At 33.3% G+C, this 25,284-nt stretch carries 26 protein-coding genes; 15 read left to right on the top strand and 11 right to left on the bottom strand.

All coding sequences use genetic code 11. From position 1 onward, the window contains the following. Nucleotides 1-187: 187 nt before the first annotated feature. On the bottom strand, nucleotides 188-598 hold the full coding sequence (locus ABYI63_RS09880; RefSeq protein ID WP_372755998.1) for a BrxA/BrxB family bacilliredoxin: 411 nt from the start codon (nucleotides 596-598) through the stop codon (nucleotides 188-190). Between the two features lie 230 nt (nucleotides 599-828). Between ABYI63_RS09880 and ABYI63_RS09875 the strand changes: the two genes are divergently transcribed. The 4 genes from ABYI63_RS09875 (at nucleotide 829) to ABYI63_RS09860 (ending at nucleotide 4,588) form a co-directional block, all read left to right on the top strand. Next, nucleotides 829-1,569: a TerB family tellurite resistance protein gene (locus tag ABYI63_RS09875; protein ID WP_372755996.1), complete on the top strand. Its 741-nt coding sequence runs from the start codon at nucleotides 829-831 to the stop codon at nucleotides 1,567-1,569. A 101-nt stretch (nucleotides 1,570-1,670) separates the two neighbouring features. Beyond that, nucleotides 1,671-2,210 carry an RNA polymerase sigma factor gene (locus ABYI63_RS09870; RefSeq protein ID WP_372755994.1) on the top strand — a complete coding sequence of 180 codons (540 nt, stop codon included), beginning with the start codon at nucleotides 1,671-1,673 and terminating at the stop codon, nucleotides 2,208-2,210. 11 nt (nucleotides 2,211-2,221) lie between these two features. Beyond that, the gene (locus ABYI63_RS09865; RefSeq protein WP_372755992.1) at nucleotides 2,222-3,970 is read left to right on the top strand and encodes an energy transducer TonB; all 1,749 of its coding nucleotides are present in this window, start codon (nucleotides 2,222-2,224) and stop codon (nucleotides 3,968-3,970) included. Between the two features lie 165 nt (nucleotides 3,971-4,135). Continuing rightward, nucleotides 4,136-4,588 (top strand): DUF1569 domain-containing protein, encoded by a 453-nt coding sequence (locus ABYI63_RS09860; RefSeq protein ID WP_372755990.1) that lies wholly within the window; start codon nucleotides 4,136-4,138, stop codon nucleotides 4,586-4,588. Nucleotides 4,589-4,642: 54 nt separating this feature from the next. Here the strand turns inward: ABYI63_RS09860 and ABYI63_RS09855 are convergent, their stop codons facing one another. Next, on the bottom strand, nucleotides 4,643-4,882 hold the full coding sequence (locus ABYI63_RS09855) for a hypothetical protein (RefSeq protein WP_372755988.1): 240 nt from the start codon (nucleotides 4,880-4,882) through the stop codon (nucleotides 4,643-4,645). A 182-nt stretch (nucleotides 4,883-5,064) separates the two neighbouring features. Here ABYI63_RS09855 and ABYI63_RS09850 point away from each other — a divergent pair, with 182 nt between their 5' ends. Continuing rightward, entirely contained in the window at nucleotides 5,065-6,477 is a 1,413-nt protein-coding gene (locus tag ABYI63_RS09850) for a DUF4403 family protein (RefSeq protein WP_372755986.1), read from the top strand. Nucleotides 6,478-6,537: 60 nt separating this feature from the next. Here the strand turns inward: ABYI63_RS09850 and ABYI63_RS09845 are convergent, their stop codons facing one another. Both ABYI63_RS09845 and ABYI63_RS09840 read right to left on the bottom strand, forming a co-directional pair. Continuing rightward, complete coding sequence (locus ABYI63_RS09845) at nucleotides 6,538-7,185, bottom strand: porin family protein (protein ID WP_372755984.1); 648 nt, start codon at nucleotides 7,183-7,185, stop codon at nucleotides 6,538-6,540. Between the two features lie 114 nt (nucleotides 7,186-7,299). Then, nucleotides 7,300-8,313: an LD-carboxypeptidase gene (locus tag ABYI63_RS09840; RefSeq protein ID WP_372755982.1), complete on the bottom strand. Its 1,014-nt coding sequence runs from the start codon at nucleotides 8,311-8,313 to the stop codon at nucleotides 7,300-7,302. A 173-nt stretch (nucleotides 8,314-8,486) separates the two neighbouring features. On the opposite strand from ABYI63_RS09840, the gene metG reads away from it, so the two are divergent. The 8 genes from metG to ABYI63_RS09800 all read left to right on the top strand — a co-directional run bounded on the left by metG (nucleotide 8,487) and on the right by ABYI63_RS09800 (nucleotide 17,506). Then, on the top strand, nucleotides 8,487-10,553 hold the full coding sequence (gene metG, locus ABYI63_RS09835) for a methionine--tRNA ligase (RefSeq protein ID WP_372755980.1): 2,067 nt from the start codon (nucleotides 8,487-8,489) through the stop codon (nucleotides 10,551-10,553). Nucleotides 10,554-10,662: 109 nt separating this feature from the next. Beyond that, the gene (locus ABYI63_RS09830; RefSeq protein WP_372755978.1) at nucleotides 10,663-11,181 is read left to right on the top strand and encodes a ferritin; all 519 of its coding nucleotides are present in this window, start codon (nucleotides 10,663-10,665) and stop codon (nucleotides 11,179-11,181) included. Nucleotides 11,182-11,508: 327 nt separating this feature from the next. Further along, on the top strand, nucleotides 11,509-11,952 hold the full coding sequence (locus ABYI63_RS09825; RefSeq protein ID WP_372755976.1) for an META domain-containing protein: 444 nt from the start codon (nucleotides 11,509-11,511) through the stop codon (nucleotides 11,950-11,952). 160 nt (nucleotides 11,953-12,112) lie between these two features. Beyond that, nucleotides 12,113-12,583, top strand: a complete 471-nt coding sequence (locus tag ABYI63_RS09820) for a lipocalin family protein (protein WP_372755974.1) — start codon at nucleotides 12,113-12,115, stop codon at nucleotides 12,581-12,583. Between the two features lie 58 nt (nucleotides 12,584-12,641). Next, nucleotides 12,642-13,346 carry an OmpA family protein gene (locus ABYI63_RS09815; protein ID WP_372755972.1) on the top strand — a complete coding sequence of 235 codons (705 nt, stop codon included), beginning with the start codon at nucleotides 12,642-12,644 and terminating at the stop codon, nucleotides 13,344-13,346. 496 nt (nucleotides 13,347-13,842) lie between these two features. Continuing rightward, entirely contained in the window at nucleotides 13,843-15,972 is a 2,130-nt protein-coding gene (locus ABYI63_RS09810) for a Tex family protein (RefSeq protein ID WP_372755970.1), read from the top strand. Between the two features lie 104 nt (nucleotides 15,973-16,076). Then, nucleotides 16,077-16,709 carry a leucyl/phenylalanyl-tRNA--protein transferase gene (gene aat, locus ABYI63_RS09805; protein ID WP_372755968.1) on the top strand — a complete coding sequence of 211 codons (633 nt, stop codon included), beginning with the start codon at nucleotides 16,077-16,079 and terminating at the stop codon, nucleotides 16,707-16,709. A 26-nt stretch (nucleotides 16,710-16,735) separates the two neighbouring features. Beyond that, the gene (locus ABYI63_RS09800) at nucleotides 16,736-17,506 is read left to right on the top strand and encodes a DUF5995 family protein (protein WP_372755965.1); all 771 of its coding nucleotides are present in this window, start codon (nucleotides 16,736-16,738) and stop codon (nucleotides 17,504-17,506) included. Nucleotides 17,507-17,631: 125 nt separating this feature from the next. Here the strand turns inward: ABYI63_RS09800 and ABYI63_RS09795 are convergent, their stop codons facing one another. Continuing rightward, on the bottom strand, nucleotides 17,632-18,195 hold the full coding sequence (locus ABYI63_RS09795) for a DNA-3-methyladenine glycosylase I (RefSeq protein ID WP_372755963.1): 564 nt from the start codon (nucleotides 18,193-18,195) through the stop codon (nucleotides 17,632-17,634). Nucleotides 18,196-18,517: 322 nt separating this feature from the next. Between ABYI63_RS09795 and ABYI63_RS09790 the strand changes: the two genes are divergently transcribed. Then, on the top strand, nucleotides 18,518-19,135 hold the full coding sequence (locus ABYI63_RS09790; RefSeq protein ID WP_372755961.1) for a thioredoxin family protein: 618 nt from the start codon (nucleotides 18,518-18,520) through the stop codon (nucleotides 19,133-19,135). On the opposite strand, the gene ABYI63_RS09785 is transcribed toward ABYI63_RS09790, so the two are convergent. From ABYI63_RS09785 to ABYI63_RS09775, 3 genes are all read right to left on the bottom strand, one after another. Then, nucleotides 19,119-19,841 carry a hypothetical protein gene (locus ABYI63_RS09785; RefSeq protein ID WP_372755959.1) on the bottom strand — a complete coding sequence of 241 codons (723 nt, stop codon included), beginning with the start codon at nucleotides 19,839-19,841 and terminating at the stop codon, nucleotides 19,119-19,121. The two genes, ABYI63_RS09790 and ABYI63_RS09785, sit on opposite strands and share 17 nt — an antisense overlap. Before the next feature lie 250 nt (nucleotides 19,842-20,091). Then, nucleotides 20,092-20,784: a tRNA pseudouridine(55) synthase TruB gene (truB, locus tag ABYI63_RS09780; RefSeq protein WP_372755957.1), complete on the bottom strand. Its 693-nt coding sequence runs from the start codon at nucleotides 20,782-20,784 to the stop codon at nucleotides 20,092-20,094. Next, nucleotides 20,784-21,569 carry an undecaprenyl-diphosphate phosphatase gene (locus ABYI63_RS09775; protein ID WP_372755955.1) on the bottom strand — a complete coding sequence of 262 codons (786 nt, stop codon included), beginning with the start codon at nucleotides 21,567-21,569 and terminating at the stop codon, nucleotides 20,784-20,786. Before ABYI63_RS09775 ends, truB begins: the two co-directional genes overlap by 1 nt. Nucleotides 21,570-21,692: 123 nt before the next feature. Here ABYI63_RS09775 and ABYI63_RS09770 point away from each other — a divergent pair, with 123 nt between their 5' ends. Next, a complete protein-coding gene (locus ABYI63_RS09770) occupies nucleotides 21,693-22,817 on the top strand; it encodes a glycerate kinase (protein WP_372755953.1) in 1,125 nt (374 codons plus the stop codon). A 27-nt stretch (nucleotides 22,818-22,844) separates the two neighbouring features. On the opposite strand, the gene ABYI63_RS09765 is transcribed toward ABYI63_RS09770, so the two are convergent. The 3 genes from ABYI63_RS09765 to ABYI63_RS09755 all read right to left on the bottom strand — a co-directional run bounded on the left by ABYI63_RS09765 (nucleotide 22,845) and on the right by ABYI63_RS09755 (nucleotide 25,084). Beyond that, nucleotides 22,845-23,099 carry a DUF3098 domain-containing protein gene (locus tag ABYI63_RS09765; protein ID WP_372755951.1) on the bottom strand — a complete coding sequence of 85 codons (255 nt, stop codon included), beginning with the start codon at nucleotides 23,097-23,099 and terminating at the stop codon, nucleotides 22,845-22,847. Nucleotides 23,100-23,195: 96 nt separating this feature from the next. Continuing rightward, the gene (locus ABYI63_RS09760; RefSeq protein ID WP_372755949.1) at nucleotides 23,196-24,074 is read right to left on the bottom strand and encodes a cell division protein FtsX; all 879 of its coding nucleotides are present in this window, start codon (nucleotides 24,072-24,074) and stop codon (nucleotides 23,196-23,198) included. Nucleotides 24,075-24,175: 101 nt separating this feature from the next. Beyond that, complete coding sequence (locus ABYI63_RS09755) at nucleotides 24,176-25,084, bottom strand: DMT family transporter (protein WP_372755947.1); 909 nt, start codon at nucleotides 25,082-25,084, stop codon at nucleotides 24,176-24,178. Between the last annotated feature and the right edge of the window lie 200 nt (nucleotides 25,085-25,284).

The following is a 25,284-nucleotide window of genomic DNA, read 5'->3' as shown; positions in this document are numbered from 1 at the left end:
AGACCTTTCTAATTTAAGAAAATGTAAACAAATGAATTCATTTCAAATAAATACATACACTAAATATAGTGATTAAATAAGGGATTATTATGAATATATGTTGGTATTTTTATTGAATTTATGGTGATAAAAACAAAAAACCCATAACTAAGTTACGGGTTTTTAAAAATCTTAATGGTTATTATGCTTAACAGTGCTCGTTGTAGGCATCCGATAGGTTTTCTGCAATTAATTCTGCAGGTCTTCCTTCAATATGGTGACGCTCTAGCATGTGCACCAACTCGCCGTTTTTAAACAAGGCCATACTTGGTGAACTTGGAGGAAATGGAACCATATAACCACGCGCCGCATCAACAGCAGCTTTATCAACACCTGCAAAAACAGTTACAATATGGTCAGGACGCTTAGCGTTTTGCAAACTCAATCTAGCACCTGGACGCGCATTTGCTGCAGCACAACCACAAACTGAATTTACAACTACAAGGGTAGTGCCTTCTTTTGCTAAAGCAGCATCAACAGCCTCGGCAGTATGTAATTCTTCAAAACCAACTTTGGTTAAATCTTCACGCATTGGTTTTACTAATTCTGGTGGATACATATTTTTTAAATTTTATTAATTAACAATTTTAGATTGCAAAGATACTGAAAAGTATTTAGTAAAGAAGTCGCAGTTTATAGCAGTAGTTTACAATTCATTTTGAAAATTTATCATATTACCTTTTAAATCAGTGATAAAGATGTTTTGGGTCAATATCAAAGTAACAAATTGTTAAAAAACCCGACTAACATTGGTATATTTGAAACCTATTTTAAGATAAAAAGTATTACATGAATTTTTCAAAATGGATTGGTGCAGCTATAGGATGGTCGTTTGGAGGTCCTATTGGTGCCATTTTAGGATTAGCTTTAGGAAGTTTAGTTGATGGTGTGGCAAACAGTAAAGATGTTGTGGTAGGAAGAGCGCAAGGGGCTTCTAGAACGCAAACACAACCGGGCGATTTTGAAGTGAGTTTACTCATTTTGGCATCTATAGTAATTAAAGCGGATGGTAAACAAGACCAGCGTGAACTAGATTTTGTGCGTAATCAGTTTGTAAGTATGTACGGTAAAGATCGTGCCAACCATGCGTTTAAATTGTTTAAGGAAATTAATAAGCAACAAAATATTTCTACCAGACAAGTGTGTTTACAAATAAGACAGATGATGCAACATGCCTCTCGTTTGCAACTTATTCACTTCTTGTTTGGAATTGCTAAAGCAGACGGTTTGGTAACCGAGGATGAAGCCCAACAGATTGCTACCATGGCGGGATATTTGGGTATTAGTCATAACGATTTTGAGAGTATAAAAGCCATGTTTTACGACAGTAGTGATAGTGCTTATAAAATATTGGAAATTGATAAAACGGCCACTAACGATGACATAAAAAAAGCCTATAGAACCATGGCAAAAAAATACCACCCTGATAAGGTGATACATTTAGGCAAAGAGCATCAAGCTGGGGCTGAAGAAAAATTCAGGCAAGTGCAGGCAGCTTACGAGAAGTTGCAGAAAGAACGCGGATTTTAAAATTTTGAGATTGCCGAAGTTTTATTCAATTTAACCTTAACTTTTTTAAATAATGTAGGAGACCTTTTTGAAATTTGACCATTAAGTAATAAACCAGTTTTATGAATGATAAACAAATCTTAGAACTTTTTCAAAATGGTCAACGTGAAAAAGCGTTTTCAAAACTATATGGTTTATACCCGAAAATTGAAGCTTTAATTCTATCTAAAGGCGGAACAAAACAAGATGCTAATGATGTTTTTCAAGAAGCTTTAATTATTCTAAACAGGAATCTGGAAAAATCAGGTTTTAAACTTACATCTTCTATCTACACTTATTTATATTCTGTATCCCGATTTATTTGGAAGGATATTCAAAAGAAATTTTCAAACCAAGAAACACACAATTTTGAAACTGATGAAATTGAATGCTTCCATAGTGTTTTAGAGGAAAAAAAATACCAACAAGCCGAACGTGCATTTCTAGAATTAGGAGAACGATGTCAGCTACTTTTACAACTGTTTTACATCAAAGCCATGTCTTTTAAAGCCATTGCAATACAGATGAAATTCAAATCTGAAAAGATTGCAAAAAACCAGAAGTACAAGTGCTTAGCGAAAGTTAAAGACATCTTCAAAACAATTAATACGGTTCAATTTTAATTCGGGAAGTCATGGAAAATTATATACAAAACATAGATTTAATTAATGGTTATTTAAATAAAACGCTTTCTGAAACTGAAATTAAAGGTTTTGAAGATCGCTTGGAAAAGGATGAATATTTTAAAGAACTATATGAATATCACATTATTTTTTTAGAAGGATTAAAACGCCAAACTTTAAAGTCTGAAATTATAAAAGGAAAACGACGTTATGTAAGAAATAAATGGTTGCGATATTTGGGGATTTCAATAGCTAGTATAATTATTTCAATTGTTATTTATAGTAGTTTGAAAACCTCGGATGTAGTAAAAATGGATAGCTCACCCAAAGATATACACCATTTGAATACAGTTTTAGACACTGTAATTTCCAATACGGTCTCACCAAAAGAACGATTAAAAAAAACCTTAAAATTAAAAGTTGAAGAAGTGTTTAGTGAGCAGAAAGTTGTTTTAGATAAAGAAAAAGAGGAAGTTGTAATTCCAAAAAAAACGCCTCAAAAATTCACTATAAATACTTCAGAAGATACCATAATAACGTGTAATGAGGGCACAAAGCTAGTTATTAAAGGGAATTCATTTGTTGATCAAAACAACAAAAATGTAACTGGTAAAGTAGATCTGGAAATCACAGAATTTTATAAGTTGTCTGATATGCTTTTAGCCAATTTAACTACAAAATCTGATGATGAATTATTAGAAACGGCTGGTATGCTTTTTATGGAAGCTAAAAAGGATGATTTAGATTTAAAACTTAAATTAAACACTGATATTGAAATTTCGTTTCCTACGGCTAATAAGAAAGAAGGGATGCAACTTTTTTCTGGAGCGTGGGTAAATGGCAATATAAACTGGAAACTTCAAAAGGAACTAGAAGAAAAGGTGGTAACCCCCGAAGAAGCAGATGTTGAAGTTCCGTTTGCAGTTATAGAACAGGTTCCTGTTTTTCCAGGTTGCGAAAATTTGTCCAATTCAGAAGCTAAGGCATGTACTACAACTGCGATTAATAGCTTTGTTCAAACAAATTTTAACACTGAGATAGCTAAAAATCTTGGTTTAACAGGTAGGCAGCGGATTAATGTAATTTTTAAAATCAATCAAAATGGCGATGTTTTAGGAGTGCGCTCTAGGGCTACCGATCCCGAATTAGAAGATGAGGCAAGCAGAGTTATTTCATCCTTACCTAAAATGCAGCCAGGTAAACAAAGGGGGAGAGCTGTTACGGTGCCTTATTCCTTGCCCATTATATTTGATGTGAATGGCGAAACTCAATTAATTGCCAATTTTAAAGGCGATAACAGGCAACGAAAACTAATTTTAGACTCAATAAATAATAAGCGTTTTGAAGATAGATTAGCTGGTACGAATCCTAAAGCTATTTCTGCCTCCGAAGTGAATCACTACATACGTAGAACATCTAATTTAGGTTGGATAAATTGCGATAAATTTAATAGAAGCGGTCAAAGAATAAAATATAAACTCAAAATAAAAAACGAATTAGGAGTGGAAATCAACATGGTTTTTAAGTCTATAAATTCCTTAATACCGAGCTTTAAAACAGGTAATGTTTTCGATTTTGGCTTGGTTCCTAAAAATGAAGATGTTGTTTTAATTGCGATAAAAAAGGAAAATGGAAAATTATTTATGGATATCATTGAAACAACTATAACTGAAAATCCAGACATTGCGTTTAGTTTTAAAGAAGTAAACTTTAAGGAATTGAAAGCTCAATTAAAAAAGTTAGATAGTTTATTCAATTAATAGCCTCTTGGTGATATGATCTTTCAGTTAATCCCTTTTTATTTTTTGCTATGGAAAACCAATAGGTCTTTGTTTTAAAGGATATAGAAAAACCTTTTCAATTTTTAATATGTTTTCAAAGTAAATTAATAAATTGCAAATAGTTTAAGATTAAAACATTACGTCATGATAAACCTTTACAACCTAAATGAAACTAGTGCCGTTATTGATAGAATTTCTAGTCTAAAACCTGATTCAAAACCATTGTGGGGTAAAATGAGTGTCGATCAGATGTTGGCTCATTGTAATGTAACCTACGAAATGGTATTTGATGATATTCATCCAAAACCTAGCGGTTTTAAAAAAATGATGCTTAAGTTGTTTGTAAAACCCATTGTTGTAAATAATAAACCTTATAAGAGAAACAGTAGAACCGCTCCGGAATTTATAATTGCTGATGCCAGAAATTTTGAATTGGAAAAAGTAAGACTCATTAATTATATTTTAAAAACCATAAGTTCTGGCGAAGATTTTTTTCATAATCGCAAATCGCATTCTTTTGGAAAACTTACAAAAACAGAATGGAATACTATGTTTTACAAGCATTTGGATCATCATTTGTCTCAGTTTGGGGTATAAAAAAAAGCCAACCATTTTTTTGGTGGCTTTTAATATGGGATTTATATTACTAAATTATTTGGTAATATATACTTTGTCGTTTCCGTCTTTAGAAAAAACGTATACCAGTTTATCACTAGCATTTATGTAAACAGATTTAAGTTCCCAGCCTTCACTTTTCGTAGCGTCAAGTAAGCACTTGCGTACATCTGGGTTGTACAAATTTAATTCTGAATTGATAATGGTATCAGCACTCATATTTAAAGTTAATAAAAGTGTCATTGCGGCAGTAATTAATTGTATTTTTTTCTTCATTTGATATTCTTTAAGAGAGAATTAATTATTAATTAGCAATGTATTACATAATCCAAAATTTCCTAAAAAAATTAGATAACTTACCCGTATTAACGGTTAACATAAATGAACTACTAAAAATTAATTAAAATAAAATTTAAATAAAGTCACTTTAATTACTTTTACCGTAAAAATTTATTGAAATGTGTAAGCGTATTTTGTTTTTTGTGATGGTAATTTTTGCGTTACTTATTAATTTTTCTTGTGCTCCAAAACAACAATTAATGACCATAAAACCAGAACCTGAAGACGCTGCTCCTATAGCATTTGATCATATTCCTTCCTTTATAAATGTACCTGTTAGTGTTAAATTAAAAGATATTGAAAATCAAATAAATGCGGTTTTGAAAGGGTTGATTTATGAAGATAAAACCATTGAAGACGATAACATCGAAATAAAGGTTTGGAAACAGGCCCCCATCACCATTCAAAATGATAACGGTTCATCCGATGATAAAATAAAAACCATTCTTCCTTTAAAGGCCATTATTAAATACAGAATTGGTACCCAAACGATGGGAATGAACTTATATAAAACTAATGAGTTTTACCTAAACGGTGTGGTTACCTTAACCAGCAACATAGGTTTAACCAATTGGAAATTAAAATCAAAAACACATATTACCGATTTAAAATGGAAAGAAAGCCCATCATTGGTTGTGTACGGTAAAAATGTACCAGTAACTTACCTTGTGAATCCTGCTATAAAATTGTTTAGAGATGATATTGAAAAAAGTATCGATGACGCTATTGAATCCTCTATGGATTTTAAGCCTAACGTATTGGCAGCCATTGAAAAGGTATCGGTTCCATTCAAAATGAACGATGATTATGAGAGTTGGCTTAGAATAGTGCCTATTGAAATTTATACAACCGACTCACAACTAAAAAAAGATAAAGTGCTGCTTCAAATGGGAATGAAATGTACTATGGAGACAGTAATTGGTAAACAACCGGAGTCGAAATTTGATGCCAAAAGTATTGTGTTGAAACCGGTTTCTAAAATGCCGAATCATATAACATCAAATATTGTTGCTGTTTCTAGGTATGAGGATGCTTCAAAAATAATGACTAAGAATTTTTCTGGACAGGAATTTAGTTCAGGAACCAAAAAAGTTACAGTCAAAAATGTGGCTATTTGGCATAAAGAGAGTAAAATGGTAATAGCTCTAGATTTACAAGGATCAATAAACGGTACGATATATTTGGAAGGTGTTCCCTCTTACAATAATGAAACAAAAGAGCTGTATTTTGATAATTTAGATTATGTTTTAGATACGAAAAACAGATTAATACGAACGGCTAACTGGATGGCTAAAGGAGTGATATTAAAACGTATACAGGAGAATTGCCGTTATTCCATTCAATCTAATTTAGACGAAGGCAAAGAAACCATGTTAAGTTACTTAAATAACTATACACCGATGCCTGGTGTTTTTGTAAACGGGACAATGGATGATATAGAGTTTCAAAAAGTACAACTAACAAACAACGCGATTCTTGCTTTTTTAAAGGTAAAAGGAAATATTAGCGTTACTGTTGATGGGTTGAAATAAGTATAAAAAATTAGTGCCCGTTTAATAACGAGCACAATCTTATATTTTTTTTACTTACAATTAGTTTAATTGCATGCTTAGGTAAAGACTAATATTACTGTTTTTCCCATCAGGAACTGTGTAGGTTTCTCCGGCAAAAGTACGTTCTTTTCCAACTGTTGATAAACCATAATTGTATCTCAAACCAATACCAATATTTTGAAAGTCTAAGCCAACACCTGCGGCTAAACCAGTATCAAATTTGTTGAAATCGTCGTTATCATAATTTTCTTCAAAGTCAAAATTCCCGCTATCAGATTCGTTTGTAGTTTGGGCATCCACTAAATAAGCAAAATAAGGTCCTGCGTGTATATTAAGATTATTAGTTAAATTGATTTTTAATAAAACAGGTAATTCAATATAATTTAATTTGAATTTAGCAGTACCCGAGGCAAAAGCATTATCATAAACTAGCTCAGAGCCTTTTCTGGAATACAATAATTCTGGTTGAATGGCCACAAAATTGGTGATGGGAAATGTGGTATAAATACCCGCATTAAAACTGGTTAACACATTATTGTCGTCTACATCCTCTGTGTAAAGATTTGAAAAGTTTACACCGCCTTTAAAACCAATTTGAGGCGTACCATCATTAACCTGTGCATTCAAGTTTGTGGTAAATCCTAAAACTAAAAGTAATGCTACCGAAATTTTTCCTATGTTTTTCATAATTGTATGTTTAAATTTTACATTACAAAGATGAGGTTGATGCCATTTAAAACCGTTACAGCTTTTTTTGTATCTATTATAGAATTTCCATTTCGATGGAAAATGAAAGTGATTTTATTTTTGAAAAATGATGCTCGATTGGTCTTTTTCTACAGTAAGTTCAATGCTTCTACCAAAAATTAAAGCACGATTATCTTTTTCATGGCCAGCGGGCATATTAAAAGCAATAGGGAAATTATATTCAGCCAAAGCATCTAAAATAAGTTGTTGTACCGGTGAGCCCCAAGGCGTAGTATTTCTTCTTACTTTAGAAATATCGCCGATTATAACACCTTTACAATTATCAAAATAACCGGCACGTTTCAAACTTTGCAACATGCGGTCTATGTTATACTCGTATTCCCCAATTTCTTCAATAAACAAAATTTTACCTGCAGTGTTTATACTGGTTTTTGAACCCAGCATAGTAAGTAATAAGGTTAAATTACCTCCAACTAATTGGCCGGAAGCTTTACCTGTTCTATTATAGTTAGTACCTTCAAGATTGTATTTTAAACTCGAGCCAAAAAGAGCATCTTTAAAGGTGGCAATAGTCTCTGGAATTGTATTGGCATCGTCTTGTAAGCTTGTGCACATCATAGCATGTAAACTTTCAAATCCTTCATTATGAATTTGATTGTGTAAAGCAGTAATATCCGAATATCCAATTACCCATTTAGGGTGTTTTCTAAACTTAGTATAGTTCAATTTGTCCAAAATACGCACGGTACCATAACCACCTCTAGCACACCAGATGGCGCTAATTTTTGGGTCGTCCATTGCATTTTGTAAATCTTCATGGCGCTCAGCATCGGTGCCAGCAAAATGATGATTCTGGTTAAAAACGTTTTTACCAACAATAGGATATAATCTCCAACTTTCAAGTAAGCTTTTCGCCTTTTCAATTTCAGCGGTTCTGTTTCTTAAAATGCCAGAAGGGGCAACTATAGCAACTGTATCGCCGGTTTTTAAATATGGTGGACGCATCAAATTAGAGGTTTTAGTCATGCTATTTTGTGCCGAAATTGTAGTGCTTCCGCAAATAAAAACAGCACAAACGAGGATTGTTATTAGTGTGATTTTAGACATGATGTAAATGTACATTTTTTTTCTAAATGGCACTCAAAATGTGTACTTTTACGGCTTTAAAATTAGTATTGTAAAATACTAATGTCCCCCTCGAGCGCAGTCGAGAGGTTTTTTTCAAATGCAATTATTTAAGTAGGTTTCGACTGCGCTCGACCAGACTGAATACAATAAAGATGAATAAACCAAAAAGATACACCATCACTTCGGCATTACCTTACACCAACGGCCCCATACATATTGGGCATTTAGCAGGGGTTTATGTGCCAGCAGATATTTATGCACGTTATTTACGTTTAACAGGTAACGACGTGGCCTTTATTGGAGGTAGTGATGAACACGGTGTACCTATTACAATAAAAGCAAAAAATGAAGGGGTGTCTCCTCAGGATGTTGTAGATAAATACCATGCTATTATTAAGCAATCGTTTAAAGAATTTGGTATTTCATTTGATAATTATTCGAGAACTTCTGCTAAGATTCATCATGAAACGGCATCAGAGTTTTTCAAAACTTTATACGATAAAGGTGATTTTATTGAAGAAGTAACAGCCCAATTATATGATGAAAAGGCAAACCAGTTTTTAGCGGATAGATTTGTTACAGGTACCTGCCCAAAATGTGGTAATGAAGAGGCTTATGGTGACCAATGCGAAAAATGTGGAACTAGTTTAAATGCCACCGATTTAATAAATCCAAAATCGGCATTAACAGGAAATGTGCCAACTTTAAAAGAAACAAAACACTGGTTTTTACCTTTAGATAGATACGAAAGCTTTTTAAAAGAATGGATTTTAGAAGGTCATAAAAAAGACTGGAAACCAAACGTGTATGGTCAAGTAAAATCGTGGATTGATGACGGGTTGCGCCCACGTGCTGTAACCCGCGATTTAGATTGGGGAATTCCCGTACCTGTAGAGGGCGGTGAAGGAAAGGTGTTGTATGTGTGGTTCGACGCTCCAATTGGTTATATCTCATCAACCAAAGAATGGGCTAAAGAAAAAGGTATAGATTGGGAGCCTTATTGGAAAAGTAACGATACGAAACTAGTTCACTTCATAGGTAAAGACAATATAGTGTTTCACTGCATCATTTTTCCAGCAATGCTAAAGGCGGAAGGATCTTATATTTTACCAGAAAATGTGCCAGCAAATGAATTTTTGAATTTAGAAGGAAATAAACTTTCAACCTCAAAAAATTGGGCCGTTTGGTTGCCAGATTATTTAAAGGAATTTCCTGGACAGCAAGATGTCTTACGTTATGTCTTAACTGCTAATGCGCCTGAAACTAAAGATAACGATTTTACTTGGAAAGATTTTCAGGCCAGAAATAATAATGAATTGGTAGCCATTTTTGGAAATTTCATTAACCGTGTTGTAGTGTTAACAAAAAAGTATTATGATGGAATTATACCGGCACCAAATACTTTTTCTGAAGTAGACCAGGAAACATTAGCGGCTGTAAAAGCTTATCCAGGAGTGTTATCTAGCTCTATTGAGCGTTATCGTTTTAGAGAAGCGCAACAAGAATTGATGAATTTAGCAAGATTAGGTAACAAATATTTAGCAGATGAAGAGCCTTGGAAAGTTATTAAAGTTGATGAAGCACGTACACAAACCATCATGTATGTTGCGCTTCAAATTGCTTCTGCATTAGCTACTTTAAGCGAACCTTTTTTACCGTTTACATCCGCTAAGCTTAAATCAATATTGAATATTACATCGAGCGCAGCCGAAATATCATGGGATGGTATAAGTTCAAAAGAAATTTTATTGCCTTCAGGTCATAAAATAGGTGAAGCTGAATTATTATTTTCTAAGATTGAAGATGAAACCATTCAATATCAATTAGATAAATTGGAAGCTAGTAAAAAGGTGAATGAAGCAGCTAATAAAGCCGTGGAACCACAAAAAGAAACAATTACTTTTGATGATTTTACTAAATTAGATATTCGTGTTGGTACCGTTTTAGAGGCTGAAAAAATGCCGAAAGCAAAAAAGCTATTAGTTTTAAAAGTAGATACGGGACTTGATGTGCGTACCATTGTATCTGGAATCGCTGAGAGTTTTAGCCCAGAGGAGGTGGTAGGTAAACGTGTAACTGTTTTGGTTAACTTAGCCCCAAGAGAGCTTCGCGGCGTAGAAAGTCAAGGGATGATTTTAATGACGGAAAATGCAGATGGTAAATTAGTATTTGTAAATCCAGACGATGCTAATGTAGCTAATGGATTGCAAATTAGCTAGTTGTTAAATAGATTTAATCTTAATATAAATTTAAGCTATTGTGCATTTTGCATATCCCTAAATTTGAACGGCTTAAGTAATTTACTAACTTTACAAAAACACAAAAATTATGTTATCAAAAAATATAGAAGAAGCACTTAACGGTCAGATTAAAATAGAAGCAGAATCGTCTCAAATTTATTTAGCTATGGCTTGTTGGGCTGAGGTAAAAGGTCTAGAAGGTGTTGCCGGATTCATGTATAAGCAATCGCAAGAAGAACGCGATCATATGCTAAAATTGGTAAAATATGTTAACGAACGTGGTGGACATGCGCAAGTATCCGCTTTATCGGCTCCTAACGTTACTTTTAACTCTTTTAAGGAAATGTTTGAAGAATTGTACAAACATGAGGTTTTTGTTTCTAATAGTATCAATGAATTGGTACACATTAGCTTACAAGAGAAAGATTATTCAACACATAACTTTTTGCAGTGGTATGTAGCTGAACAAATAGAAGAAGAAGCTATGGCACGTACTATTTTAGATAAGATTAATTTAATTGGTGATGATAAAGGAGGCTTGTATTTATTTGATAGAGACATTCAAAATTTAACCATCAGTACAGCCGCGGCAGAATCTCCGCAATAATTTAACATTTAACCTTATTTAGATTTAATAAAAATAAACTACATTTGCCCATCGTAAACTAGTTACTTGGAGTACCTTGGGTAAAAAGAAACAAAAAAAAGCACTAAAGAAACTTGAAAAAGCAGGAGTTAAACTGCCAAGTAAAGTAAAAAGTAGCTGCTGTGAGAAGTATAAGAAAAAAGAGGATAAACGTTGTAAAAAATGTCCTTGTTTCGACTTGCTGAAAAAAGTCGCATAACTTCTATTTTATCTTAATAAATTTATAAAAGCAGATCCTCAATAATAGTGTGGTCTGCTTTTTGCTTTTCATATAAAAAATTAAATTATATGATGAATTCAATTACCTTAAATGCATTTGCAATATTTATACTGTTCACAAGCTGCAAAACTTCACAAATAACAACTAACATAGATACAGCCTCAAAAACCGTTTCTATGGAAAACTCAAAATGGAAGTTAGTAACCTTAATGGGGGCCGATGTGAGTGATACAAATGCTTATATCAGCTTTTCAAATGAAACTGAGAACACCTTATTTGGAAATGGTAGTTGTAATAATTTTACCGGTACTTACAAACTGGATGAAGGGAATAAAATATCCGTTTCTAAATTAACCGCTACCTTAATGGCTTGTACAAGTATGGATGTGGAGAAGCAATTCATGGCCATTATTGAAATGGCGGATAACTATACCCTTAACGGAAATAAGATGATTTTGAATAAGGCGAAAATGGCACCCTTAGCTATTTTTGAAGCTGTTGAAACTGAATAATATTTCTTTTTAATTTTTTAATAGACTACCGTTCACGTAATTAAAATACATTTAACGACTAACGGCATAAATGGAAATATTGTAATTAAAATTAATAACTATATAATACAAATATTGTAACAGATTTGCATCTTTGCACTATTAATTAAATGTAATTTTTATGAAAAAGATATTTTTATTTTTTGTTGCGATTAGTGTTCTAAGTTGTGGTTCTTCAAAAACGGTTAGGGTTTCTAAAAAGGTTATTAAAGGCGATTGGGTGTTAAATTCTATCACGTATAATCAATCAGGAAATTATAATGTAACTTTATTAAATGATGCTTCCAAAGCATGTTTTGAAGGTAGCACATGGAGCTTTGTGCCAAATAATAATACGGGAGCCTATACCATTAATGATCCTAGCTGTGCTACTGGTGAAAGACACTTTGTGTTTACCATTCAGGAGGTTGATGCCGAAACAGGTTTATATGATTTCTTATTGAAACCAACGAATGAAAAACATAAATCGGAAACAAACCAAGGTTTTAGATTAAAATTATCTGCTTTGTCGGATACCGACATGGTATGGCAGCAATCAGTTAATGTATCAGGCAGTGCTTTTACATTAAACATGAATTTTTCGAAACAATAAAATATAGGCTAAAACAAGTACTTTATTAACTTTTCAATAAATTAAATTATAAAAACATATGAAAACAATTATAAATAAAGCAGTAATATTATTTTTTACAGCTGTAATAGCTATAAGTTTAACTAACTGTAGTGCTGTACAAAACGCAAATAACAAACAAAAAGGAGCCGTTATAGGAGCTACCGGAGGTGCTATTTTAGGTGCTATAATAGGTAACAATGTTGGAAAAGGTGGTAACGGTGAACTAGGAGCTGTTATTGGTGGTGTTGTAGGTGGAGGCGCAGGTGTGCTTATTGGTAACAAAATGGATAAGCAAGCTCAAAAAATTGAAGAAGAAATTCCTGGCGCCCAAGTAGAGCGTGTGGATGATGGTATTGTAGTTACTTTTGATGAAGGTAGTGGTGTTTATTTTGATACCGCAAAATATAATATTAATGCAGCATCTCAAACCTCATTAAACAAACTGATTACCGTTTTTCAAGAATATCCAGACACTAATTTATTGGTAGTTGGGCATACCGATAGCCAAGGTGCTGAAGATTATAATATGACGCTTTCTAAAAACAGAGCTAATGCAGTAACTAATTATTTAATTTCTAAAGGGATTTCTAGCGGAAGACTTACAACCAACTGGTTTGGTGAAACACAACCTATTCATGATAACGCTACTGCTGAAGGTAGAGCCAAAAACCGTCGTGTAAATATTGCGATATTACCGAATGAAAAAATGATTCAGGAGGCTGAAGCACAAGCTGGAAAATAAAAGCATTTCATTTTTGTAAATTCTAAAGGTCTAATTTTTTATTAGGCCTTTTTTTATTGTATAAATGTAATGTTTGTGGGCGTAGTTATACAAATTACCAATGCAAGACATATTTACAGAGTTATCTACAAATACAACTTAGAAAATAGGTAACGAATTATTGTTAGCGTGAAATAGAACATCCAAACAAATAGAAAAAAATCACTTACGAAGTTGGATTAGAAGACACTTCATCTTTAAGTATACTATTTAAAAAAACAGACTTCCGTATCCCTTTTTCAGAGTTTATAAATGAAGTTGAAGATCCTATCAAAGGGAAATTGACAACTTATAGGGAAATCTACCCGTTAAATTCTATGCCACAATATACGCTTACGGTAATGTGGTTTTGGAGATTTGATTATAGTAAAAGATTGCCTGTAAAAAGGTAACCTTTTTCGTTTTATAATCATTTTAAAAGGAACTTTCTTAAATTCGCAGCATCTATTTATATCAAATGAAAGCCTTAATTTCTTATATCATTACGCAAACGAAACTCCCAGAAGTTTCTGTTAAAAACACTGTTGAATTATTAAATGAAGATTGTACCATTCCCTTCATTTCACGTTATAGAAAGGAGCGTACGGGCAATTTAGATGAGGTTCAAATCGGGGATATTGTAAAGTTTAAAGAGCAATTTGAAGCCTTAGAAAAAAGAAAAGCAGCCATTTTAAAGGCTTTGGAAGAACAAGCTGTTTTAACGCTAGAATTAAAACAGAAAATAGAAGCGACTCAAGATTTAACTGCTCTTGAAGATTTGTATTTACCTTTTATTAAAAAGAGCAGAAAAACCAAAGCTGATACAGCAAGACAAAATGGCTTGGAACCTTTGGCAAAAATCATCATGTCTCAAAATGCAAATGATATAGAATCAATAGCTTTTAAATATATAAAAGGTGAGGTGGCCTCGGTTGAAGCAGCTTTGGAAGGCGCGCGCCATATCATTTCAGAATGGATAAATGAGCGATCGGATATAAGGAATAGCATCCGCCAACAACTAGAACGTTTTGCTATGATTTCCACGAAAGTGGTTAAAACAAAAACAGACGATGAAAATGCACAAAAATTTAGAGATTATTTTGATTGGGAAGAATCTTTAATTAGAATACCGTCTCACCGTTTGTTGGCTATTTTAAGGGCTGAAAGCGAAGGGTTTATAAAAACTAAAATCGCGATTGATGATGATAAGGCTTTAAATAAAATTGAAAGTAAAATTATTAGGTCTCAAAACGAATGCTCAGATCAGATTCAATTGGCTATTCAAGATGCCTACAAGCGTTTGTTGCTGCCTTCGTTAAGTAATGAAGCTCTTCAAATTGCTAAAACAAAAGCCGATGAATCTGCTATTTCTGTATTTGCAAAAAATTTGAAACAACTATTGTTAGGCTCGCCTCTAGGTGAAAAGCGCGTTTTAGCCATCGATCCAGGTTTTCGAACCGGTTGTAAGGTAGTTTGTCTAGATGCTCAGGGGCAATTAAAATATAATGAAACCATTTATCCACATCCGCCGCAAAGCGATAGTATTGGAGCTATGAAAAAAATAAGCTCTTTAGCAGAAGCTTATCAAATTGAAGCGATTGCAATTGGTAACGGAACCGCTTCACGTGAAACGGAAGCCTTAATTAGGAAAATTCACTTTAAAAACGATATACAAGTATTTGTTGTAAGTGAGGCAGGTGCTAGTATTTATTCAGCATCTAAAATAGCTCGGGATGAATTTCCGAATTATGATGTAACGGTGCGTGGATCCATTTCTATTGGTCGCCGTTTGCAAGATCCCTTGGCAGAATTGGTAAAAATAGACGCAAAATCTATAGGTGTCGGGCAATACCAACACGATGTGGACCAAACCAAGCTTAAAAAGGAATTGGATGTGGTTGTTGAAAGTTGTGTGAATGCCGTTGGTGTAAATATTAATACAGCTAGCACCAGTTTATTAAGTTATGTGTCGGGAATTGGACCAAAACTAGCAGAAAATATTTTTAACTACCGTCAGGAAAATGGGGTATTTGCTTCTAGAAACGATATAAAAAAAGTGCCTCGTTTAGGAGGAAAAGCTTTTGAACAAGGAGCGGCCTTTTTACGAATTAAAGACGCTAAAAACCCCTTAGACGATTCGGCAGTACATCCTGAAAGTTACGATTTGGTGAAGCAAATGGCAAAAGATTTAGGGAAAAGGGTACAGGATCTAATAGGGAATGTAGACTTGCTTAAAAAAATTGATTTAAAAAAATATTGTACCTCGTCGGTAGGGCTTCCAACGCTTCAGGATATTTTAAAGGAACTTGAAAAACCTGGGTTGGATATTCGTGAGCAAGCTAAAGTGTTTACCTTTAATCAAAATATAAAAACAATTGCCGATGTCCATGAAGGGCAATTGTTGCCAGGAATAGTAAATAATATCACTAATTTTGGCTGCTTTGTTGATATTGGAATTAAGGAGAGCGGACTCATTCATGTGTCTAATCTATCAGATAGTTTTGTAAAAGATGTAAACGAGCATGTAAGCCTGCACCAACAAATTATAGTAAAAGTGTTGGAGGTTGATGTTCCGCGAAAGCGTATTCAATTAAAATTGCACAATTAATTTTATAAATTATAAGACGCATTTTTTAAAATAGTAGTAGGCTAGCGTATTTTAACTATTTTTTTTAAGCTAGTTTTTATATTATTTATTTTGGATTAAATAAAATGAATTTCTTAACCCAAGACATACAATTTCCAAACGTTAATAATGCCACTCCCGATGGGTTATTGGCTGTGGGAGGTGATTTATCTGCGGAACGGCTAATTTACGCCTATAAGCATGGCATTTTTCCTTGGTATAGTGAAGAGGACCCTATTTTATGGTGGTCTCCTAATCCGCGATTTGTTTTGTTTCCTGAAAAGTTGAAGGTTTCAAAAAGCATGAAGCAGGTTTTGAAACATAAAGCTTTTGTGGTTACTGTTAATAAAGCCTTTAGAACTGTTATTACCGAATGTTCTAAAATAAAGCGCAACGGGCAAGCTGGAACTTGGATTACTAATGATATGATTGAGGCTTATGTGAATCTTCATAATTTAGGCTACGCTAAATCTGTTGAGGTTTGGCTTGATGATGAATTAGTTGGAGGATTTTATGGTGTAGATGTTGGAAATGGTGTTTTTTGTGGTGAAAGTATGTTCGCTAAAGTAAGTAACGCTAGTAAAGTGGCGTTTATTAGCTTTATTCAGAATACAAATTATACACTAATCGATTGCCAAGTATACACCAATCATCTTGAGAGTTTGGGGGCAGAAGAAATTCCTCGAAATATGTTTATTGAATATTTAGATGTATCTTAAAGCTGTTTTATTTAACTTTTAAAATTATGGAGGCAAAAACAATTGATGAAGTTATAGTTTTATTGGAGGAAATTATCCAAACATCCAAAATTGAAGAAAGTACTTTAGGGTATTTTGCTGCCTTATATCAAAGAGTAACCATTGCTGTTAAAGAAAAATTATATCAGAATTATTTTGATGATGATGTCCGCATGGAACAACTAGACGTAATATTTGCAAACCGTTATTTGGTGGCCTATTCAAATTATAAACAAGGTATAAAGAACACAAAATCTTGGGATATTGCTTTCAAGTTAGCCCAGAATAACGAATTAATAGTGCTTCAACATTTAGTTCTTGGTATGAATGCGCATATTAATCTGGATTTAGGCATTGCAGCCACTCAAGTATCACATTCTTCGGAAATGACTCAATTACAGTCAGATTTTAATAAAATAAATGAATTACTAGCCTCCTTAGTTGATGAGATTAAAAGTGATTTATCCTTAGTTTGGCGTCCTTTGGTTTGGATTTTAAAACGCGTAAAAAAGGTAGATAATTTTGTGATAAATTTTAGCATGGGTATTGCTAGAGACGGTGCTTGGAAATTTGCAAATGAATTGGCTTTTGAAACCGATAAACCAAATCAGGACCAGGTTATTTTACTTAGAGATGATAAAATTGCTGAATTGGCTGAACAGATACTATGTAAAGGTGCATTAGAAAAGTTTTTGTTTAAAATTATCAGATTTACAGAATCGGGAAGTGTGTCCAAAAAAATTGATTTGCTGAATAAAAAAATTGATTTGAAGCCTTAGGTAAATGTATTAACGCTTAATGATTTTTTATATTAAGTTAATTAGTACCATCTGTTCTTTGGAGTATTTTCAGCCCCAAAGCTTACCTGCAGTATTCATAAAAAACATCGAACTAACAATAAATTTCAAACCTCTTCATACCTAAAACACCAAGTCTCATGGTCATTAACCATACCTGTTGCTTGCATATGGGCATAAATAACTGTGCTGCCTACAAATTTAAAACCTCGTTTTTTTAGGTCTTTGCTTAAGGTATCACTAATAGCAGTGGTAGCTGGTGCTTCCTTATAATTTTTTACATGGTTTTTTATTGGTTTGCCATCAACAAAGCCCCAAATATAATTGCTAAAACTCCCAAATTCTTCTTGTATTTTTATAAACAACTGAGCATTGGTAACGGTAGCCTTTATTTTAAGTCGGTTACGTATAATTCCTGCATCTTGTAATAGTGAATCTATTTTTTCTTGGTTATAAGCGGCTATTTTTTGGTAATCAAAATTATCAAAAGCGGCTCTAAAGTTTTCACGTTTTCGCAAAATGGTAATCCAGCTTAAACCTGCTTGAAACGTTTCTAAAATTAAAAATTCAAATATGGTTGCATCGTCATAAACAGGAACGCCCCATTCTTGGTCGTGGTACGTTTCATATAACGTATCACCTATACACCAGCCACATCTATGTTTAGTCATTTTAATTGTGTTTTTTAAAGTGCTATTTCTTTGTTTTTTCTTCTAATTCAAAAATTTTAACTTATGAAATTGAAAATATAAACGGATAGACCCAAATGCCACGTGATACAAATAGAATCTTTTATATAGTTCAATATTATCCATAAAATTAAACTTTTTAATACTATAAAATAGGGAGCATTGTTATTAGGGCCAACTAGCGGATGGCATTTAAGATTTTACCCATTTCATAATTTTGTGCGTATTATGGTAAATGTATGACAAAAGTCATCTAAATTAAAGGAGGAAGACGTTATTTTTGTTGCTTCAAGAGCATTGTATTATGGAGTCAATTATAAAAACCGCGTTAAAAAATAGTTTAACTTATTCAGCTTACCGAGATTTAGTTAAGCGATTATCCGAACAAAATGCTACCACCGGATTAGAGCAAACCGATGCTCATATAAACTTTACCAAACTAAATGAGAGACGCATGAAGCGTTGGGATAAAACCCTAAAAGTGCCTGAAAAGGCACAAAAGAAAATAGCCGAGTTTAACCACAAGGTTACTTGGTTAGTTATAACGGAAAGCTGGTGCGGAGATGCTGCCCATGTTTTACCGCCCTTAAATAAAGTTGCCGAAATAAACGACAATATTACCTTAAAAGTGGTACTTCGTGATGAAAACCGCGCTTTAATGAATTTGTTCTTAACTAACGGCAGCAGTTCTGTACCCAAATTAATTGTGATTGAAAACGAAACGAATGCGGTTTTAAATACTTATGGGCCTAGACCAACTGAGGCTGCAAGTTTTGTGAACCGTTACAAAGCAAAATATGGTTCTTTAACCCCAGAGTTTAAAGAAGATTTACAACATTGGTATAATAATGATAAAGGCCAGAATGTTATAAAAGATGTGGTTGAATTACTTTTGGAATTTCAGCCTAATGCTTACCAATAAAATTAAAGGTTATTGAGCCTAATTGTGTTTTTTTAGAAGGATCGGCACTAAAATGTGAGCTTTTTGCATACTCTAATGCATGCTGAATTAAACATTCGTTTTTAGAGGTAGAAGAATTGTTTACATAGGTGTCTATAACGCTTCCATTGGCATTCACAGTAATATTAATTACAATTTTGCCGTCAACTTCACATAAATATACAGGTATTGGAATAAATACTTTGGTTCTGTTAACTAAAGAAAAACTAACGGTACTTTTAGTATTAACACCCTTGGTTTGTTGTTGTTTTAATAAATCGTTTACTTTATTAAACGACGATAATTCCTCCTTATTTACAGCGGGTTTTTTAGGTTTTGTTTCACCTAAACTATTGGACTCATCGCTGTCTCCTTCATTGTCTTCGCTCGATTTTGGCACATAATCTTCTGGAGGTGCAATTTGTTGATAGGCTTGCGAAAAGTGTTTATTCTTATCGGCTTCGTTATAGGCACTATTAGTTTCAGCTTCACTATTTTTAAGCTTGTCTAAAGTCTCCATTATTTTTTTTTCTTCTTCCGTAAGCGGTTTTTCCGGCTCTAACTCATAGTAGCTTTCCGCAGCAATTTCTTCTTGGTTTCTAATGTTTATATTGAAAACAGCCATAAGAACCGTTCCCGAAATCAGGAAGGTGAGTAATAGGGCTTTATGTTGATTTGTTAGGCGCAAGCAATTAATTTTATATGAAATAACTAAACTTGAAAATTAAATATTTCAAGGAATTATAGTTGAATGAATCATGTGACTTATAAAAAGCTGAATGAAACACATGACTATATACGTTAAAGTAATACAAAAAGTTTAGAATACCTGAAACTTTAAGGAAATTGATAATCTTGAAAGTAATTTACACTTCACCGTATTAACCATACGGATATTGGATTCTTGTAAATTTGTAACAGATAAAATGGATCAAAAATTATTCCGAAGCCAGGATTTTTATAAAACTTTCAATTGATTCCGCATTTTTAACATCAAAATCACCAATTTTTGTGCGTCTTAAGGCCGATAAGTGTGCTCCCGATTGTAATGCTTTACCAAAGTCGTTTGTTAAAGAGCGTATGTACGTGCCTTTGCTACAAACTACCCTGAAATCAACCTGCAAACCATTGATGTTTGTAATTTCAAATTCAGAAATATTTACGGTTCTGGGTTTTATTTCTACGTTTTCTCCTGCTCTTGCAAATTCGTATAAACGTTTTCCGTCTTTCTTAATTGCTGAAAACACTGGTGGAAACTGCTCAATGTCGCCTATAAACTGCTTAGTTGCTTTGTGTATTAATTCGGAAGTTAAATGGCTGGTTGGGAAGCTTTCATTAATTTCTGTTTCCAAATCAAACGAAGGCGTTGTGCTTCCTAAAACAATGGTTCCGGTGTATTCTTTTATTTGTGCCTGAAAGGTGTCTATTTGTTTAGTCATTTTTCCTGTACAAAGCACTAATAATCCAGTAGCCAAAGGATCTAAAGTGCCAGCATGACCAACTTTTATTTTTTTAATATCAAACGCTTGTCTAATCTCCCATCGTAATTTATTAACTACTTGAAAGGAAGTCCAATGCAAGGGTTTGTCAATTAAAAGAATCTGACCAGATTGATAATCTTCAACTGTCATTAAATAATAGTTAGTTTTTGCACGAAGAAGTGAATTAATAAAATAAGGGTTCCGGCTATAATTCTATAATAACCGAATATCTTAAAACCGTTTTTGCTTAAGTAAGTTATAAATGATTTGATAGCGATTAAGGCTACAATAAAACCAACCACATTTCCAATAATTAAAAGGTTTACTTGGTTTGAAGATAATTCAAAACCGGCTTCATAATAATCATAACTTTTTTTAACCGTTGCACCTAACATGGTAGGAATAGCTAAGAAAAAGGAAAATTCGGCAGCTACGGTACGCGATAATTTTTGTGTCATACCACCAACTATACTTGCTCCACTTCTAGAAACACCGGGAATCATAGCCAAACATTGAAAAAAGCCAATTTTTAAAGCTGTTAAGTATGAAATCTCAGTGCCTTCTTCATCGCCAAACCAATCGTCAACTTTTAAAAGTAGAAAACCACCAATAATTAAGGAAACTGCAACAGTGATAGGGTTTTCCAATAAACCATCAATAGCATCACTAAACAACAGCCCTAATACAACGGCAGGGATAAAAGCAACAAATAATTTGAAATAAAAGTCTAAACTTTGAAAAAAGCGTTTGAAATATAATACAATAACCGACATAATAGTACCAAGTTGAATAACGATGGTAAACAGTTTTGTAAAATCTTCATGAGCAATTCCGAAAAAAGAAGAGGCCACAATCATGTGTCCTGTTGAAGATACCGGTAAGAACTCGGTAATACCTTCAATAATGGCTAAAATGATAGCTTGTAGTATATCCATGACGCAAATGTATTAAAAATGTCATTTAAATTGATTTGTAATCTTTAAAGTTTGGTAGAATAAACAATTAGATTATTTTAAATCAGTCATTAATTGTATTTTTCCATGTTAATTTGTTTGCAGATGAAAATTATTATAGCACCCGATAAGTTTAAAAATTCATTAACAGGATTAGAGTTTTGTGATGCTGTTGAAGAAGGGATTATGGCGGTAATTCCTGATGCCGAAATTATAAAAATGCCATTGGCTGATGGCGGTGATGGCACTATTGAAGTTGTAAATTATTATTTAAAAGGGAGTGTTGTGAAAGTGTTAGTGAATAACCCGTTTTTTAAACCAGTAACTGCATCTTATTTATTTTCACAATCTTCAAAAACGGCATTTATTGAAATGGCAGAGGCTTCAGGTTTAAAGTTGCTTAATCCAGAACAATTTGATTGTAAAAACGCGAGTACATTGGGCACTGGGGAAATGATTAGGGATGCTTTAGAAAAGGGTGCTGAAAGGATTATATTGGGTATTGGAGGAAGCGCAACCAACGATTGCGGTATTGGTATGGCAACTGCATTAGGGTATCGTTTTTTAGATGAAAGTAATAATGAGGTAAAGCCCATAGGAGCCAATTTATCAAAGATTGTAACTATAGATGTAGAAAAAGTAAGCTCAAAACTTAAAAATGTGTCGTTTGAAATTGCTTGTGATGTTAGTAATCCGTTATACGGAACCGAAGGAGCAGCTTATGTTTATGGGGAGCAAAAAGGCGCAACGGAAGCAGATTTGAAATTGCTAGATAAAGGACTGGAAGATTTTTCAAAAATAATTAAAGCTAAATTTAATGTTAACCCACAATCCATAAAAGGTGCTGGTGCAGCGGGAGGTATGGGGATTGCTTCCATGGTGTTTTTGAATGGTAAACTAGAGCCGGGTATTCAACTTGTAAAAAAGTTAGCTGAATTTGATTCGAAGTTAGAAAATGCCAATTGGATAATTACAGGTGAAGGGAAGTTAGATTCTCAAACTTTTTTCGGAAAAACAATACAAGGTGTTATAACTTCCGCAAAAGCGAAAGATTTAAAAGTAGCGGCCTTGTGTGGAGCTATAGATTTAAGTGAAAATGAACTTAAATCTTTAGGAATTGTTTATGCCGATGCCGTCATACAGTATTCCGAAACTTTAAATGATGCTATGGAAAACGGATATCACTATGTGAAAGAAATGGCTATAAAATTGGCTAAAACTTTGTTGTGATAATGTCCTGCTTCAGGATTAAATGGGTTATTTCTTATCAGGATTTAAAAGAATCGCATAAATTTCAATACCAAAACCCAATAACACAAGCATTGGCGCTAACCGAATACGTCTCCAACTGAATATTTCGGGATTAAAAACATTGGGATCATCGCTACCACCTCCAGACATTAAAATAAAGCCCAAAGCAATACAAGCTAAACCTATAAACATGAATTTATAGTTTTTCCTTCCGAATATAAAAACTGGTTTTGCGGCTTCTTTTTGTTTTTGTTCTCCCATAATGTATTTCCCTAAAGGTATATTAGTGCAAAATAACAGATTTATTTAAAATAATTGTGTTAACGGAAATCTAATTTCGCGTTTTAAGAGTCGGTTCTAATAATATAACTGATCTGTTTTTAAATTCAAGAAACGTTGCGTTGCAATATGAGTACTTATCCAAGTAATGATAATACCTAATGCAAATACGAATCCGAAAAGCAGCGCAATTAAAATAGGACTATCTACCAAACCTAATTCCGGGAATGTTTTATTAATGTAGTATAACACAATGGCCATGCCTATTAAAGCGATTACCGCACCAATGATACCTAAGCGTACACTTTTCCAAACAAATGGACGACGTATAAATTGCTTTGTAGCACCCACCATTTGCATGGTTTTTATGGTAAATCGTTTTGAGTAAACCGCTAACCTGATGGAGCTATTAATTAGTAAAACCGCTATAATGGTAAAAATACCACTAATCACTAATACCCAGAAACTAATTTTTTGAACGTTTTCGTTCATTAGGTTAACTAGGTCGTTATCATAGGTAACTTCGTCCACGAAGGTTTTTGAAGTGGCTTCTTCTGAAATTAATTCAAGGTGCTCCGAGGTTACAAAATCTGCTTTTAAATGCACATCTATAGAGTTTTGTAACGGGTTATATCCTACAAAATCCATAAAATCTTCGCCGTTTTCTTCTTTTAAAAATTCAGCAGCCTGTTCTTTTGAAACATATTCAATAGTTTTTACATAATCGGCCATGGCTAAACTTTTTTCAAGTTGTTTAATTTCAACTTCTTTAGCCGTTTCTTTCAAATAAATGGTAACTACCACTTGCTCTTTAAAATGGTCGGAAACTTTTTTAGCATTTAAAACCAGCATACCCAACAAACCAAGTAAAAACAATACCAGAGCAATACTTAAAACCACCGAGAAGTACGATGAAATTAGTCGGCGTTTTTGGTCTTTTTCAAAAGATGAACTCATAAATAACAGATTAACGGTGTAAAAATAGTAAAGTATTCTATTATGCTTAGTATTACAACGTTTAAAGTTTTCAGATTGTTTTATATTAAATTTTTAGAAGCCTATTTTTTTTGCGGTTTGCTTATAATATACACTCCAGTGGCTACCAAAACACAGCATAGTATTTTAATAAAATTAATGTCTTGTGCATATTGGGTTTGAGCAAATATATAGGCTAATACACTAACTAAAATAAAGCTTACAACAGGTTGCAGGTAAACATAGCTACTTGTTACTGAAGGAGCTAAGTGGTTAAGTGCATATATATTGAAAAGGTAGGCAAAAAAGGTTGTAAATAAAACAACGTAGCCAATAGTTAAATAAGTGCTAGTAGTAAAGGCCGCAAAATCGGTATTTAAAAAATCGTTAATACCAAATGGGAACACATAGATAAATCCAAACAGAAATAACCAACTTGCTACGGTTATAGCATGGTATTTTTTTATTAGAGTTTTGGCAATTACAAGGTAAAGGCCGTAACTAGATGCGTTAAGGAAAACAAGTAAATTGCCTAAAAAGGAACTGGTTCCAACTGTTTTGTTACCATATAAGATTAGAAAAATAGCGCCAATACCAGCTATGGTAATACCAATTAGTTTGTTTTTTGTAACCCGTTCTTTTAGAATAATAATACTAAAAATTAAAACCAAAACCGGTGTTGCTGTTTGGATGATGGAAGCATCAATAGGCGATGTTAAATTAATGCCATGAAAAAACAACATTTGGTTGGCGGCACCACCTAACAAACCACAAAGCGCTAACATCAGTAAGTCTTTTTTTTTAACTTTCTCTTTTATAAACAAGAATTTAATTATCCAAAAAAGCAAGGCACAACAGGAAAGCCTTATAAACACAAAGCCTGTCGGGTTTATTTTGTTGGGCATTATACCTTTAGCAATAATATAATTGGCGCCATAAATGGCGTTTGCTCCTAGTAAAGCAAGATGTGCCTTTGTTGTGTCTTTTATCAAACTTCTAGATTCGATTGAAGCGACGAAATTACAAAAATGCTTTTCAATTAATCCTATTTATATTTTATTTGAATTGCAGCCTGTAGTGATTAAAAATAAGCAAACGTTTTATGGTTTCTATTTAAAACGTAAATTTGCACTTTTAATGGCGTCTGCGAAATAATAGTCTCGCAAAGATGCATAGACGTAAGGTTTTTACT

The sequence above is a fragment of the Mariniflexile sp. genome (assembly GCF_041583155.1).
Lineage (GTDB): Bacteria > Bacteroidota > Bacteroidia > Flavobacteriales > Flavobacteriaceae > Mariniflexile.
This window is presented reverse-complemented; position numbering and strand designations above follow the sequence as displayed.